The organism is Halobacillus sp. BBL2006 (assembly GCF_000786645.1).
GTDB lineage: Bacteria > Bacillota > Bacilli > Bacillales > Halobacillaceae > Halobacillus.
Genome location: NZ_JRNX01000476.1, coordinates 1 through 13,960 on the forward strand (window position 1 = coordinate 1; position 13,960 = coordinate 13,960).

The following is a 13,960-nucleotide window of genomic DNA, read 5'->3' on the forward strand; positions in this document are numbered from 1 at the left end:
AAAGAAAATAAATAAGAAGTTAATTCACAGGAGAAATGTGGAATACAAATGGTAAGAGTTTGAAATGGCTAAATCAGTCATTAAATATTCATATAGAAGAAAGGTTGTGCATTATGCAGTTGACATTAGAAGTAAATGGAATGACTTGTGAACATTGTGAGAAGTCGGTGAAAAATGCGCTTGGTGAATTAGAAGGCGTTCACGGAGTAGAAGTTGACTTAGATAGCGGGAAAGTGGATGTTACGTATGATGAAGCCTATGTATCAAAAACACTTATGAAGGATGCAATTGAAGCGCAAGGTTATGAACCTGTAGGATAAAAAACCCGGCTTTGGCCGGGCTTTTCTATTTATAGGAAAGCAAAAAAACTATTGGATATTGTAGGGTAGTTGGGCTTTATATCCAGTAAACTGCTGATAAGTCTGCTGAACCTTCTGCTGTTGTTCTTGTTCCACTCCGTACCATCCGTTTTTGAACATCAAGTTATATAAATTTCTCTGGCAATCCTGTGTTTCTTTGAAGATTGTAGCAAGATCTTGATAAAGTGTTTGGTTGCTAGCCTCATTTAGAGCAATGTTATAGGAGGCTGTCATATACTTTTCCGTTGTCAATTGGTCATTCAAAAAGTCCCGTTCATTCATTTGAGGCGTTTTAGGAACGCTTGTCTCAGGATTTTGAATTTTATTTGCAGATTGATTCATTCATGAAACCTCCTTAATTCGTTTGTTGTTTTTGTGCGTTCAAATGGTTGAGAATTTTGTTGTAGTGCCGTTGATGCATTTGGCCAGCCTCTTCAAGAGCTGCTTGAATCTCAGGAGTCTGACAGTTCTGTGCAAAGAAGTGTGCCTTTTTACATGCATTCAAGTTCCAAGACAACATATCGGAGATGTACAATTGGTCTTTAGTGCTCACGACATTAGGAACCTGTGCCATTGGCTGGGCCTGGTTTATAGATGACATTTCATTCTGTTGTTGCATAATTTTCAACCTCCTTCATTATTCGCCATTAGTATCCCCTAAGGAACAGCTTCTATCATATAAATATCCATTTTAATTGGAAAAAATTTATAGGGTTGTGTCGAATATTCAGCGATTTCGTACCCATTTTTTTTGATAAATGATAAAATGGAAGTGTGTTATCGATTACAAAACACAATTTTCTAAAAACTTATACAGTGATTAGATAAAAAGTTTTTAAATGTTATTAACCTTGTATTAGGGGGATGTTCGTATGGAACAAATACTGCGTAATTTCTTTTTATTTTTATCCAAGAATCGTTTCTTCACCAAACTGGCTAAAAGATACGGACTGCGATTTGGTGCAGGCCGGTTCGTTGCCGGTGAAACAATACCTAACGCTGTACAGACGATTAAAGAACTAAACCATAAAGGTATGGCGGTGACGATCGATCATCTAGGTGAATTTATAGATAGCAAAGAAGAAGCACGTGAAGCAGCTGACGGTTGTATTGAAGCGATCAAAGCGATTGCGGAACATCAGCTGGATTCTCAATTGTCCTTGAAGTTGACTTCCATGGGGTTGGATATTTCTGAAGATTTAGTCATGGAGAATATGCGGCGTATTCTGGATGTTGCTGAGCAAAAAGATGTGTTTGTAACCATAGACATGGAGGATCACGAGCGATGCGAGCAGACGATTAAAATTTTCAAACAGCTGCGTGAAGACTACAAGCACATTGGAACAGTGTTACAGTCCTATCTTTATCGAACGGTAGAAGACATTGAAGATCTGAATCAATACAATCCAAACCTGCGTTTAGTAAAAGGGGCATATAAAGAATCTCCTAAGGTAGCCTTTCCTGATAAGAAAGATGTAGACGAGAACTATAAAAAGATCATCAAGCTGCATCTGTTGAATGGAAATTATACGGCAGTTGCAACCCACGATGATGCCATGATTGAATATACAAAACAATTAGTTGAGGAGAACGGCATTCCAAAAGACCAATTTGAATTTCAGATGTTGTATGGAATTCGGGTTGATCGACAAGAGGAGCTCGTAAAAGAGGGCTACCACATGCGTGTGTATGTTCCTTACGGTAATGACTGGTATGGATACTTTATGAGACGTTTAGCCGAGCGTCCAGCGAACGTTGCTTTTGTTCTAAAAGGTGTATTCGGGAAATAATTTTTATAGAGGTATCTCTCAAAACAGATGCCTCTACATACACTAATGGTAAGCGAATAACCAGTTTAGTTGAAGCTTTTAGGAATATTTTGCAAGACAATGATACAAAAAAGGATTGCGAAATATCAGAAAATAATTTATATTAAATGTAGAAACGATTTGAGCAGTTTTATTTTTTTGACTGTAAAATGAATGAGTATTCATTCAAAGTAAGGGGGACCATTTAATGAATCGAAAAATCAAGCGCGCTGCAGTCCTTGGTTCAGGTGTCATGGGGGCTGGAATTGCTGCTCACTTAGCTAATGTCGGAATACCGACTTTAATGCTCGATATAGTACCACGTGAGTTGACGGAGCAAGAGAAGCAGAAAGGACTGACCTTAGAAGATAAGGCTGTAAGAAATCGAATCGCTGCCCTGAATAAGGAAGCTTTGAAAAAACAAAAGCCATCGCCTTTAACTAGCAGATCCAGTCTTGAATTGATTGGGGTCGGGAACATGAGCGATGATATGGAAAAATTAAATGATGTCGATTGGATCATTGAAGTCGTCGTTGAAAACCTTGATGTGAAGCGAAAGGTATTGGAAGAGGTTGATCAGCATCGTAAAGAGGGTTCAATTATAAGCTCGAACACATCAGGTATTTCTATTGAAGCAATGTCTGCAGAGTGCAGTGATGACCTGCGCAAACATTTCTTAGGCACTCATTTTTTCAATCCGCCTCGTTACCTTAAGCTATTAGAGGTCATTCCGACCAAAGATACAGACCCTGACGTCCTCTCCTTCATGAAGACGTTCGGTGAAGATGTTCTTGGTAAAGGTGTGGTAGAAGCAAAAGATACACCGAACTTCATCGCTAATCGTATTGGGACTTATGGTTTGCTGGTTACAGTGCAGCAAATGCTTGAGAAAGGCTACAGTGTGGGGGAAGTGGATTCAGTTACCGGACCGATGATCGGCCGTCCAAAAAGTGCTACCTTCCGTACCCTGGATGTTGTCGGCTTAGATACTTTCATTCACGTAGCGAACAATGTATATGATCAAGTGGAAGGGAATGAGAAAAAGGCTTTTGAAGTTCCACCTTTCATGAAATCCATGTTGGAAAATGGTTGGCTAGGAGCAAAGAGTGGGCAAGGTTTCTTTCTTAAAAAGAAAAGTGAAAAAGGAAGCGAAATCCTGCAGTTGAATCCTGAAACGTTAGAATATGAATCCAGACAAAAATTAAAGACCAAAGCGACAGAAATGGCCAAACAAGAAAAAGGATCGAAACGAAAGTTGAAAGCGCTGATTTCTGCAAAAGGAGATCGTGCCGGGGATCTTATTTGGTCCATTGTTAAACCAGTTCTGCTCTATTCTGCTGAGCTATATGGAGAAATTGCTGACGATGTTCCATCAATCGATGAAGCAATGCGTTGGGGATTCGGATGGGAACACGGCCCGTTTGAAATGTGGGATGCAATCGGCGTCCAAAAGTCCGTCGAACGTATGAAGGAAGAAGGGGATACAATACCTTCCTGGGTTGAAGATATGATCGACAAAGGAATCACCAGCTTCTATAAGAAAGAAAATGGAAACGTTTACTTTTACCATAATGGTAATTATAGAGAACAGTCTTTTAATCCGAAGAATATTAACTTAAAGCGTTTGAAAGAAGAAAGAGAAGTAATCAAGAAGAATGCAGGTGCAAGCTTAGTTGATCTCGGCGATGGAGTGGCCGGACTGGAATTTCACTCTCAAAGTAATGCGATCGGCCTTGATATCATTCAAATGGTCAACTTCGCTGTTGATCATGTAGATGATCATTTCAAAGGACTCGTCATTGGAAATCAAGGAAAGAATTTCTGTGTTGGAGCGAACTTAGGAATGATCTTAATGGAAGCGCAAGACTTCAACTTTTTCGAGATTGAAATGGTTGTGAAGAACTTCCAAGATGCCATGATGAGACTGAAATATTCTGATAAACCTGTGGTAGCAGCACCGTTTGGAATGACACTGGGCGGAGGAGCGGAAGTATGTTTGCCGTCTGATGCGATTCAAGCTTCACAAGAAACCTACATGGGGCTGGTCGAAACAGGTGTTGGATTGATCCCTGGCGGTGGTGGAAATAAGGAACTTTACATCAAACATTTGAGAAACATCCCTAAAGGTGTTGAGTTTGACCTTCAGAAAGTTGCCAACAGCGTGTTTGAGAAAATTGCAATGGCTAAAGTGTCAACTTCTGGCGAAGAAGCGAGAGAAAATGGCTTTTTAGATCGCATGGATGCTATCAGTGTAAACGGAGATCACCTGTTACATGATGCTAAGGAGAAAGTGCTCGCACTTGCAAACTCTGGATATAATGCTCCTAAACGAACGAAGATTCCAGTGGTTGGAGAACAAGGCTACGCCACGATGTTGCTAGGAGCCAAGTCGCTCGCCCTTAGTGGTTATGCAAGTGAACATGACTTAAAAATTGCAGAAAAACTTGCTTTTGTATTGGCAGGGGGTCGATTGAAAGAGGGCAGCCTAGTCGATGAACAATATTTGTTGGACCTAGAGCGCGAAGCATTTTTAAGTCTCGTAGGAGAGGCAAAATCTCAGGCGCGCATGCAGCATATGTTAATGAAAGGTAAGCCGCTGCGTAATTAATTTTAAAGGGGGAAGGAATGTGAAAGAAGCAGTCATTGTAGCTGGAGCTCGGACACCTGTCGGTCGGGCGAAGAAGGGTTCGCTCGCAAGTACCCGTCCTGATGATCTCGCAGCATTAACGATAAAAGAAACACTGAAACGTGCTAATCATTACGAAGGAAATATAGATGATGTCATCATCGGCTGTGCGATGCCTGAAGCAGAGCAGGGGATGAATATGGCAAGAAATATTGCAGGGCTGGCTGGACTTCACCATAAAGTACCTGCCATTACGATCAATCGTTACTGTTCTTCAGGATTACAAAGTATCGCATATGCAGCTGAAAAAATTATGCTTGGTCATAGTGAATCCGCAATTGCGGGCGGAGCAGAGTCTATGAGTTTGATTCCAATGGGAGGCCATGTCATAAAGCCGAACATCAACCTTGTCGAAAATGCGCCTGAATACTACATGTCAATGGGGCATACAGCAGAAGAGGTAGCGAGTCGTTTCGGAATTTCCAGAGAGGATCAGGATGCTTTTGCTGCACAAAGTCATGAGCGAGCTGCTCAAGCCATTAAAGAAGGCAAGTTTGCTGATGAAACCGTTCCCGTGGAAGTTACCGATCGAATTTTAGGCTATGACAATAAAGTGAGAGAAACCAAGCGGACTTTTTCCGTCGATGAAGGTGTGCGTCCGGGAACAACGACAGACGTTTTAGCTAAACTTAAGCCAGCCTTCTCCACTAAAGGTTCTGTTACAGCCGGAAACTCTTCGCAAATGAGTGATGGTGCTGCTTCAGTATTAGTGATGGATAGAGAAAAGGCTGTGTCTGACGGGTTGACACCTCTAGTCAAATTCAGGTCCTTCGCAGTAGCTGGTGTAGAACCGGAAATTATGGGGGTAGGACCTATAGAAGCTGTTCCTAAAGCGCTCAAACTTGCTGGTTTAAGCCTTTCTGATATCGGTTTATTCGAACTCAACGAAGCGTTTGCCTCACAATCTCTCCGTGTAATTAGAGAGCTTGGTCTTAATCCGGATAAAGTGAATGTGAATGGTGGAGCGATTGCTTTAGGTCATCCGCTTGGCTGCACAGGAACGAAACTTACATTAAGCTTGATTCACGAAATGAAGCGTCGTAACGAACAATTTGGTGTGGTAACAATGTGTATTGGCGGCGGTATGGGAGCTGCTGGCGTCTTCGAGTTATTATAAAAGGAGGAAAATTAAATGAGCGATTTAAAAGAAATGATTAAAGGTGGCGGATTCATCGTTGAGGATTTGGCTGCTTCAGACATAATCACACCGGAGGATTTCACCGACGAACATTTAATGATTGCCAAGACTGCCGAAGACTTTGTTTTAGGTGAAGTCGTACCAAAAATTGAAAACTTGGAAAACCATGAATTTGAACATTCTGTTGCCCTGCTGAAAAAAGCGGGAGATTTAGGGCTGCTTGGAGCAGATGTTCCAGAAGAATATGGCGGTTTACAGCTAGATAAAATCAGTTCTTCTTTGATTACCGAGAAATTTTCAAGAGCGGGTGGCTTTTCTGTAACTCATGGAGCTCATGTAGGGATAGGATCTCTTCCAATTGTGTTTTTCGGAAATGAAGACCAAAAGCAGAAGTACTTGCCACTTCTAGCTACAGGAGAAAAGATCGCTGCCTATGCATTGACTGAACCAGGATCCGGCTCTGATGCCCTTGGTGCGAAAACGACCGCGAAATTAAATGAGGCCGGAACTCATTATGTCTTAAACGGTGAGAAACAGTGGATTACCAATTCTGCTTTTGCAGATGTTTTCGTTGTATATGCTAAGATTGACGGTGATAAATTTACTGCCTTCATTGTAGAACGCGATTATCTAGGTGTTTCAACTGGTCCTGAAGAGAAGAAGATGGGAATCAAAAGTTCCTCTACTCGTACACTTGTACTGGAGGACGTTGAGGTTCCTGTAGAAAACGTGCTTGGAGAAATCGGCCGCGGTCATGTTATCGCGTTCAACATTCTTAACGTAGGTCGCTACAAACTGGCGATTGGTGGTGTAGGTGGTTCCAAGCGAGCGCTGGAACTCTCCGTCAAATACGCTAAAGAGCGTAAACAATTTAAAACACCTATTGCCAGCTTCCCATTGATCCAAGAGAAGATCGCTTCCGTAGCAGCAAACACTTATGCCAACGAAAGTGCAGTGTATAGAACGGTTGGTCTGTTTGAACAAAGTATGGGTAAATTAACAGAAGAAGAATTAAAAGATGGAGCTGCAGTAGCTAAAGTAATAGCTGAATATGCGATTGAATGTTCACTTAACAAAGTATTCGGTACAGAGCTGCTTGATTTCGCATCGGATGAGGCTGTTCAAATCCATGGTGGTTACGGATTCATGGCTGAGTACGAAGTAGAACGTATATATCGAGACTCAAGAATCAACCGTATATTCGAAGGTACCAATGAAATCAATCGGATGATCGTACCTGGTACACTTTTGAAAAAAGCGATGAAGGGCGAATTGCCTTTACTTCAGAAAGCTCAGACGCTGCAAGAAGAAATTATGATGATGATGCCAGAAGAGCCTGGTATCGAAACATTGGAACAAGAAAAATATCTGCTTAAAAATGCTAAGAAAATTGGTTTACTGGCTGCGGGTCTGGCTGCTCAGAAATATGGCGAAAAACTTGAGAATGAGCAGGAACTTCTTGTGAACATAGCAGATATCGTAGGAGAAATCTACAATATGGAGTCTGCGGTTCTTCGTACGGAAAAAGCCATCCAAAAATCTGGTGAAGGGAAGAATAAGCAGAAGTTACTCTATACGCAAGTTTACACTCAAGAAGCCTTCAATAGAATTGAAGCGCATGCAAAAGAAACGCTGATTGCCGCGGAATCAGGAGACTCGCTTCGTATGATGCTCGGGGCTTTACGCAAATTGACTCGCCATACTCCAACGAACGTAATTGCTAAAAAGCGTGAAATCGCTGCACGCCTAATTGAAACTGAAAAATATACGGTATAATCATATTCCCAAGCCCTCATTTCGAACAGTTTCGAAGTGGGGGTTTTTCATCTGAGAATCACAGATTATATTTTCAAATTGATAAATCCATGAAAAATACAGCTTTAGTATGGTAAAATAAAAATCAACAAAGATAAAGGAGGATGAGAGCTTGACTGTGACCTTCTATTGGTACCCGAATTGTGGGACATGTAAAAAAGCAAAGAAATGGTTGGACAAGGAAGGCGTAGATTATAACTCCATACATATCGTCGACGAGCCTCCTTCCCAATCAGAGTTGAAGTCACTAATTGCAAAAAGTGAATTACCTGCTCGAAAGTTTTTTAATACGAGTGGAAAGAAGTATAGAGAACTGAATATGAAGGAAAAGCTAAAAGAGGCATCAGAAGAAGAGATGATCGAATGGCTTGCTTCAGACGGCATGCTTATCAAGCGCCCAATCGTTAGTGACGGACAAAACGTTACTGTGGGTTTTAAACCAGAAACATTTGAAAATGTCTGGAAATAGTGAGCAGAAAATTGGAAATAAAAGCGTTCAGCTTTTATGTTTATAATTGTTGTTAAATAATAATCATTATTGTGGAGGGATTGCAATGAGTCTACCAAAAGATCTACGTTATTCAGAAGAACATGAATGGGTAAAAGACGAAGGGCAAAAAGTTCGTATCGGCATCACAGACTTCGCTCAATCAGAACTAGGTGATATTGTTTTTGTTGAATTACCAGAGGTTGGGGACGAGCTTGAAGCTGATGAACCATTTGGTAGTGTAGAATCTGTTAAAACCGTATCCGAACTTTACGCACCTGTTAGTGGTAAAGTAGTGGAGATTAACGAAGAACTAGAAGATAGTCCTGAATTCGTAAATGAATCTCCATACGATAAAGCTTGGATGGTTGTTGTAGAACCGAGCGATTCTTCTGAAATGGATGAACTGATGACTCCAGAACAATATGAAGAAATGATTAATGAGGATTAATCGATAACTTATCAGAAGTGTTTGTACAGACAGGGGCTACATAAGATTCCTTGTCTGACATGATCGTGTACCATATTAATCATGTTCAGACCATGTCCCTTAGACATGGTCTGTTTTAATATAGTGGGTGATAGGAAATGGATAAAGAGCGAATTGTCATTGTTGAGGGAATCACGGATAAGAAAAAGCTCAAAAAGGTTTTAGATGAGGATATTGAAATCATTTGCACCCATGGTACTCTAGGGGTTGAACGGATGGAAGAGTTGATCTTAGACTTCAATTTAGATGACCGTTCAGTCTATATTCTTGTGGATGAGGACGATTCTGGCAATAAGTTGAGGAAACAACTCACTGAGGAACTTCCACATGCGGAACATATCTATATTGATAAAGCATTTAGAGAAGTTGCTGCGACCCCTGAGCCAGAATTGGCTAGAGCTTTGTTAAGCAGGCATTTCAGTGTAAAACCGATTTATTTGATTTAGGAGGCACATTTTGCAAGAAATAGAACATAAAAATATAGAGACAGTTTTAACTAGTGAAACGCCAGTCCTAACTTTCATCCACAGTCCTTTCTGTGGTACCTGCCATTTAGCACGACAAATGCTGACAACGGTAGAGGCCACGTATGGGTGGGAGATCTTTTGGGAATTCAATGCCTCTTTACATCCTGATCTAATGGAAAGGTATCGGATAGAAAGTGTTCCCTGTCTTTTAGTAACGGAGAAGGGGCATTTGATTGAAAAGGTTTATGCTTTTCATTCCGTCACGAACATGTATGAAAAAGTCTCAAAATATGTAAAACAATAACCTAATTACCCGGGAAATGACGAACGATTTTTCGTTTCCGAGAAAGGGTTGACTCCTCCTTATAAAGAATTCTTATACAATAAAAGGAGGAGTTTTTTATGATCGATTTTATTCATGAATGGATTGAGAATGTTAATCGCCGTTATGATCTGCTGCCTGCTTGGCGGGAGAGGAAACTCAACGTTGTTCTCGAAATCGGACAGCATTTGATTTATTTATTTATCGATCATACAGGTGTTCATTTCAAATCAAAGCAAGAAGGACAGGGGAATCTATTGTTGAGATCTTCCAGTACAGTTATGGAAGAGCTATTTAAAGGAAGTAAAAAACTGACCTCTCTGCCTGAAACGATGATCAACGTTCAGGGAGCATACCGAAACATCCTATTTATGGAATCATTGCTTCTACTTTCTAGATGAGATTTCCGATAGATTCTACAATTTCTAAAAAGGAAGCTTTATCACCAAATTTATTATAAATGTTGCCTTGCTGATCAATGATGATTGTGGTGGGAACTCCTTCGCTCTCGTAGAGGTCATATACTTCTCTGCCTCTGTCCTTCAAAGTAGGCTGAGTTAAGAATTCTTCAGCATATCTAATTCCTTTTTCTTCCATTCTTTCTCGACCTACCACATTTATTGTCAGCATTTTTACTTTTTCATGATCCATTGTTTTAAAAAGCTGTTCTTTTTTTGGTAAGTCTTTGCCGCAGTCCGGACACCAAGATGCCCAAAACGTCAGTACAATGACTTTTCCAAGATCTTCTTTTAATTGATAGGTCTCATTAGAATGAATATAAGGTAATTCAAACAAAGGTGCTTTTTCCAATTTTATACGCTCCTCTTTTTTTAATGTTGACGTTTGTGTAGTACAATGCTAACATATTCAATAATTTCATATCGACATCTTCACTTATCCAGAGTGGCGGAGGGACTGGCCCTTTGATGCCCAGCAACCGGCTCAACATGAGCACGGTGCTAATTCCTGCAAAGCATGTACGGCTTTGATAGATGAGAAGAGGTAAATTAGGTAGATCTCTTCTTAAATTAGAAGGGATTTTTTTAATGCTTATTTTTGTTTTATGAATCTATTTAATTTTCAGCTTTTTCAGTTGACACATGATTTGAGCGGTGCTAAAATCCTTTTTGTACTACTTAAACGAGTTAAAGCAATAAAAATTTAATATATTAAAATCTCTTATCCAGAGTGGCGGAGGGACTGGCCCGATGATGCCCGGCAACCAACAAGTTTTTAACTTGATAAGGTGCCAATTCCTGCAGAGCAAAAGCCCTGATAGATGAGAGAACAGATTTGACGATGGATACTTACGCCTTTCTGTTCTCGGACAGAAAGGCGTTTTTTATTGGAGGGAACAACATGATTACAATCAAAGGCTTATCCAAAGTTTTTCAGACAAAAGACAGAGAAGTCCGAGCAGTAGACAATCTTGATCTGTCTATAAAAAAAGGTGAAATCTACGGTGTGATTGGTTATAGCGGCGCCGGTAAAAGTACATTCATAAGGTTATTGAACCGGCTGGAAGATCCGACAGACGGTCAAGTAACCATCGATGATCAGGAGCTGACCTCACTGAGTAAAGGGAAGTTGAGAGTAGCCCGCCAGGAAATTGGCATGATTTTTCAGCACTTCAACTTACTTTGGTCTAGAACCGTTCATGACAATATCGCTTTTCCTCTAGAAATTGCCGGTATACCTAAAGCAGAGCGGCAAAAAAGAGTAAATGAACTGGTCGATTTAGTTGGCCTTAGTGGTCGAGGGAATTCATATCCTTCCCAGCTTAGCGGTGGACAAAAGCAGCGGGTCGGCATTGCCCGAGCATTAGCCAACAATCCAAAAGTTCTATTGTGTGACGAAGCAACCTCTGCGCTGGATCCGGAAACAACAGATTCCATTTTAGACTTGCTTGTGGATATCAACCAAAAACTTGGACTTACCATCGTACTGATCACCCATGAAATGCATGTTATTCGAAAAATTTGTCATCAGGTGGCGGTTATGGAAGAAGGAAGAATTGTCGAACAGGGAGAGGTTCTTGACGTGTTCCTTCATCCGAAACAACAAGTGACGAAGAGATTTGTCGATCAGGTCATGGGAGATCCAGAGAAAGAGCATTCTCTTGGGTTGATCAAGGATAACTACAAGAGTGGAGAGATTGTTCGACTTCACTTCGTCGGAGATAGTGCGAATCAGGCGTTAATTAGTGACCTATCAAGAAAGTTTGAGTTGGATGTCAACATCCTTCATGGGAAGATCACTCAAACCCAAAAAGGTGCTTATGGAACTATGTTCGTGCAGTTTGAGGGAGAAAGAGATGAAGTTGAACGGGCAATCCAATATATTGAATCCACCTCAGTTGAAGTGGAGGTGAATCCAAATGCTTAATCAATGGTTTCCGAATGTAAGTATGGAAGATATGATTACAGCTACGAACGAAACCCTTTATATGACTTTAGTTTCTGTTGCAGGAACGTTTATTATTGGCCTGCTCCTTGGGTTACTTCTCTTCTTATCTGGACCAGGAGGACTTTGGCAAAACAAAGTCTTGAATGTGATCACAGCTTCCGTAGTTAACGTATTCCGTGCGATTCCTTTTATTATATTAATTTTGCTATTATTCCCATTTACTGATTTCTTAATGGGAACCATCCGTGGTCCAAAAGCTGCCTTACCTGCCCTTATTATTGGAGGTGCTCCATTCTATGCCCGTTTAGTTGAGATCGCCTTGAAAGAAGTAGATAAAGGGGTGGTGGAAGCTGCGAAATCGATGGGGGCAAAATACTCAACCATTATTTTTAAAGTACTGCTTCCGGAATCGATGCCAGCCCTAATATCAGGAATTACAGTAACCGCCATTGCTTTAATCGGTTACACAGCTGTAGCGGGAGCTATCGGGTCTGGTGGTTTAGGCGACTTTGCTTACTTCTATGGCTTCCAGCGAAGTAACTGGGATGTTGTATTTATGTGTACGATACTAATTATTATCATTGTGTTTATTTTCCAATTTATCGGTGATCTTATTACCCGTAAATTGGATAAAAGATAAATATTATAAAAAGGGAGAGTTTTAAAATGAAAAAATTATGGACAGCCGCATTGGCTTTATTGTTTGTACTTGTACTCACTGCATGTGGTTCTTCTGAAGACGATACATCAGGTTCTGAAGAAAGCAGCGGTAAGGAAAGCTCTGAAATTAAAGTAGGGGCAACGAGTGTTCCTCATGCTGAAGTATTGGAACAAGCAAAACCTATTCTTAAAGAAGAAGGAATTACGTTAAAGATTGAAGAATATCAGGACTACATCCTACCAAATAAAGATTTGGCTGAAGGACGTATAGATGCGAACTACTTTCAAACCATTCCTTACTTAGAATTGCAAGAAGAGGAGAATGGATATGATTTTGTAAACCTTGGTGGTATTCATATTGAACCAATTGGTGTTTACTCGCAAAAGTATGACAATATTGAAGATATTGAAGAAGGTACAACACTAGTCATGAGCCGTTCTGTTTCTACTCACGGCCGTGTTCTTTCCTTATTAGAGAAAGAAGGGCTAATTAAGCTGGATGAGAGCGTTAAAAAGGTAGATGCGACGGTTGATGATATTGTAGAAAATCCGAAAAACCTTGAGTTTGATACAGGGGTAGATGCTGCCAACCTTCCTGAAGTTTATAAACGTGAAGAAAATGTGCTTGCAGCAATTAACACAAACTATGCCATTGAAGCAGGACTTGTTCCTAAAGAAGATGCGATTATTCTTGAAGGCACAGATTCTCCTTATGTCAATGTTGTAGCAGCTCAAAGCAAAGACAAAGATTCCGAAGCGCTAAATAAGCTAGTTGAGGTTCTTCGTTCTGAAGAAATTCAAAGCTTCATTAAAGAAGAATATGATGGAGCAGTTGTCCCTGTAGAGGGAGCATCGGAATAAGCGGATAAAATAGGTGATTGCGGTTTATACTAACCGCAGTCACTTATTTTTTTGGAGGTTATGATGATGCCAGAACAAGAAATGAATTGGACACAAGCTTATCTGCATGATTATAAGGAAGGAATGGGAATATTCTCAGAACGTATGCCTGAAGTTTCCCATCAGTTTAGTCAATTTTCAGAAGCCTGTTTCAAAGAAGGAGAATTATCCAAAAAACAAAAACAATTAATGGCCTTAGGGATCAGTATCGTTGCTCAAGATGAATATTGCATGATTTATCACACTAAGGGATGTGTTGATCAAGGGGCTAGTGAAAAAGAAGTATTAGAAGCATGTGGTGTTGCTGCTGCATTTGGTGGAGGTGCAGCTTTGAGTCAAGCCGTGACATTAGTCCAGGACGCATACGCTGACCTTACAACGAACGTAAATTGAATTGAATAATTAGAAAAATAAAGAAAAAC

General features: G+C 40.4%; 17 protein-coding genes and 2 riboswitches. Of the genes, 14 read left to right on the forward strand and 3 right to left on the reverse strand.

All coding sequences use genetic code 11. The annotated features are described in order from the left end of the window. Positions 1–35: 35 nt before the first annotated feature. The gene (copZ, locus tag LD39_RS14105; protein WP_369793251.1) at positions 36–320 is read left to right on the forward strand and encodes a copper chaperone CopZ; all 285 of its coding nucleotides are present in this window, start codon (positions 36–38) and stop codon (positions 318–320) included. A 48-nt stretch (positions 321–368) separates the two neighbouring features. Here the strand turns inward: copZ and LD39_RS14110 are convergent, their stop codons facing one another. Further along, the gene (locus LD39_RS14110; protein ID WP_035548289.1) at positions 369–701 is read right to left on the reverse strand and encodes a spore coat protein; all 333 of its coding nucleotides are present in this window, start codon (positions 699–701) and stop codon (positions 369–371) included. A 13-nt stretch (positions 702–714) separates the two neighbouring features. Then, positions 715–978: a hypothetical protein gene (locus LD39_RS14115; protein WP_035548291.1), complete on the reverse strand. Its 264-nt coding sequence runs from the start codon at positions 976–978 to the stop codon at positions 715–717. 253 nt (positions 979–1,231) lie between these two features. On the opposite strand from LD39_RS14115, the gene LD39_RS14120 reads away from it, so the two are divergent. From LD39_RS14120 to LD39_RS14160, 9 genes are all read left to right on the forward strand, one after another. After that, positions 1,232–2,149 carry a proline dehydrogenase family protein gene (locus LD39_RS14120; protein ID WP_035548294.1) on the forward strand — a complete coding sequence of 306 codons (918 nt, stop codon included), beginning with the start codon at positions 1,232–1,234 and terminating at the stop codon, positions 2,147–2,149. A 226-nt stretch (positions 2,150–2,375) separates the two neighbouring features. Beyond that, complete coding sequence (locus tag LD39_RS14125; RefSeq protein ID WP_035548296.1) at positions 2,376–4,775, forward strand: 3-hydroxyacyl-CoA dehydrogenase/enoyl-CoA hydratase family protein; 2,400 nt, start codon at positions 2,376–2,378, stop codon at positions 4,773–4,775. Between the two features lie 19 nt (positions 4,776–4,794). Further along, complete coding sequence (locus tag LD39_RS14130) at positions 4,795–5,970, forward strand: acetyl-CoA C-acetyltransferase (RefSeq protein ID WP_035548299.1); 1,176 nt, start codon at positions 4,795–4,797, stop codon at positions 5,968–5,970. A gap of 15 nt (positions 5,971–5,985) precedes the next feature. Beyond that, positions 5,986–7,767 (forward strand): acyl-CoA dehydrogenase family protein, encoded by a 1,782-nt coding sequence (locus LD39_RS14135; protein WP_035548304.1) that lies wholly within the window; start codon positions 5,986–5,988, stop codon positions 7,765–7,767. A 151-nt stretch (positions 7,768–7,918) separates the two neighbouring features. Continuing rightward, positions 7,919–8,275, forward strand: a complete 357-nt coding sequence (locus tag LD39_RS14140) for an arsenate reductase family protein (RefSeq protein WP_035548307.1) — start codon at positions 7,919–7,921, stop codon at positions 8,273–8,275. 85 nt (positions 8,276–8,360) lie between these two features. Further along, entirely contained in the window at positions 8,361–8,744 is a 384-nt protein-coding gene (gcvH, locus tag LD39_RS14145) for a glycine cleavage system protein GcvH (RefSeq protein ID WP_035548310.1), read from the forward strand. Positions 8,745–8,881: 137 nt separating this feature from the next. After that, a complete protein-coding gene (locus tag LD39_RS14150; RefSeq protein ID WP_035548313.1) occupies positions 8,882–9,229 on the forward strand; it encodes a toprim domain-containing protein in 348 nt (115 codons plus the stop codon). 10 nt (positions 9,230–9,239) lie between these two features. Beyond that, entirely contained in the window at positions 9,240–9,554 is a 315-nt protein-coding gene (locus tag LD39_RS14155; protein WP_052158881.1) for a thioredoxin family protein, read from the forward strand. Positions 9,555–9,652: 98 nt separating this feature from the next. Continuing rightward, on the forward strand, positions 9,653–9,973 hold the full coding sequence (locus tag LD39_RS14160; RefSeq protein ID WP_035548316.1) for a hypothetical protein: 321 nt from the start codon (positions 9,653–9,655) through the stop codon (positions 9,971–9,973). Here LD39_RS14160 and LD39_RS14165 read toward each other — a convergent pair. Next, on the reverse strand, positions 9,966–10,382 hold the full coding sequence (locus LD39_RS14165; protein ID WP_035548319.1) for a TlpA disulfide reductase family protein: 417 nt from the start codon (positions 10,380–10,382) through the stop codon (positions 9,966–9,968). The two genes, LD39_RS14160 and LD39_RS14165, sit on opposite strands and share 8 nt — an antisense overlap. Positions 10,383–10,463: 81 nt before the next feature. Next, positions 10,464–10,571, forward strand: a riboswitch (SAM riboswitch). A 177-nt stretch (positions 10,572–10,748) separates the two neighbouring features. Next, positions 10,749–10,858, forward strand: a riboswitch (SAM riboswitch). Positions 10,859–10,931: 73 nt separating this feature from the next. On the opposite strand from LD39_RS14165, the gene LD39_RS14170 reads away from it, so the two are divergent. The 4 genes from LD39_RS14170 (at position 10,932) to LD39_RS14185 (ending at position 13,931) form a co-directional block, all read left to right on the forward strand. Then, a complete protein-coding gene (locus LD39_RS14170) occupies positions 10,932–11,957 on the forward strand; it encodes a methionine ABC transporter ATP-binding protein (protein ID WP_035548322.1) in 1,026 nt (341 codons plus the stop codon). Then, complete coding sequence (locus LD39_RS14175; protein ID WP_035548326.1) at positions 11,950–12,618, forward strand: methionine ABC transporter permease; 669 nt, start codon at positions 11,950–11,952, stop codon at positions 12,616–12,618. The genes LD39_RS14170 and LD39_RS14175 overlap by 8 nt, the downstream gene beginning before the upstream one ends. A gap of 26 nt (positions 12,619–12,644) precedes the next feature. Further along, a complete protein-coding gene (locus tag LD39_RS14180; protein ID WP_035548329.1) occupies positions 12,645–13,499 on the forward strand; it encodes a MetQ/NlpA family ABC transporter substrate-binding protein in 855 nt (284 codons plus the stop codon). Between the two features lie 66 nt (positions 13,500–13,565). Continuing rightward, positions 13,566–13,931 carry a carboxymuconolactone decarboxylase family protein gene (locus tag LD39_RS14185; protein ID WP_156112650.1) on the forward strand — a complete coding sequence of 122 codons (366 nt, stop codon included), beginning with the start codon at positions 13,566–13,568 and terminating at the stop codon, positions 13,929–13,931. Positions 13,932–13,960: the final 29 nt, after the last annotated feature.

Excerpts from the sequence above, each read along its gene's own strand:
- copZ (WP_369793251.1), top strand. The coding sequence starts at position 36 with ATGTGGAATACAAATGGTAAGAGTTTGAAATGGCTAAATCAGTCATTA.
- LD39_RS14110 (WP_035548289.1), bottom strand. The coding sequence starts at position 701 with ATGAATCAATCTGCAAATAAAATTCAAAATCCTGAGACAAGCGTTCCT.
- LD39_RS14115 (WP_035548291.1), bottom strand. The coding sequence starts at position 978 with ATGCAACAACAGAATGAAATGTCATCTATAAACCAGGCCCAGCCAATG.
- LD39_RS14120 (WP_035548294.1), top strand. The coding sequence starts at position 1,232 with ATGGAACAAATACTGCGTAATTTCTTTTTATTTTTATCCAAGAATCGT.
- LD39_RS14125 (WP_035548296.1), top strand. The coding sequence starts at position 2,376 with ATGAATCGAAAAATCAAGCGCGCTGCAGTCCTTGGTTCAGGTGTCATG.
- LD39_RS14135 (WP_035548304.1), top strand. The coding sequence starts at position 5,986 with ATGAGCGATTTAAAAGAAATGATTAAAGGTGGCGGATTCATCGTTGAG.
- gcvH (WP_035548310.1), top strand. The coding sequence starts at position 8,361 with ATGAGTCTACCAAAAGATCTACGTTATTCAGAAGAACATGAATGGGTA.
- LD39_RS14150 (WP_035548313.1), top strand. The coding sequence starts at position 8,882 with ATGGATAAAGAGCGAATTGTCATTGTTGAGGGAATCACGGATAAGAAA.
- LD39_RS14160 (WP_035548316.1), top strand. The coding sequence starts at position 9,653 with ATGATCGATTTTATTCATGAATGGATTGAGAATGTTAATCGCCGTTAT.
- LD39_RS14170 (WP_035548322.1), top strand. The coding sequence starts at position 10,932 with ATGATTACAATCAAAGGCTTATCCAAAGTTTTTCAGACAAAAGACAGA.
- LD39_RS14175 (WP_035548326.1), top strand. The coding sequence starts at position 11,950 with ATGCTTAATCAATGGTTTCCGAATGTAAGTATGGAAGATATGATTACA.
- LD39_RS14180 (WP_035548329.1), top strand. The coding sequence starts at position 12,645 with ATGAAAAAATTATGGACAGCCGCATTGGCTTTATTGTTTGTACTTGTA.
- LD39_RS14185 (WP_156112650.1), top strand. The coding sequence starts at position 13,566 with ATGCCAGAACAAGAAATGAATTGGACACAAGCTTATCTGCATGATTAT.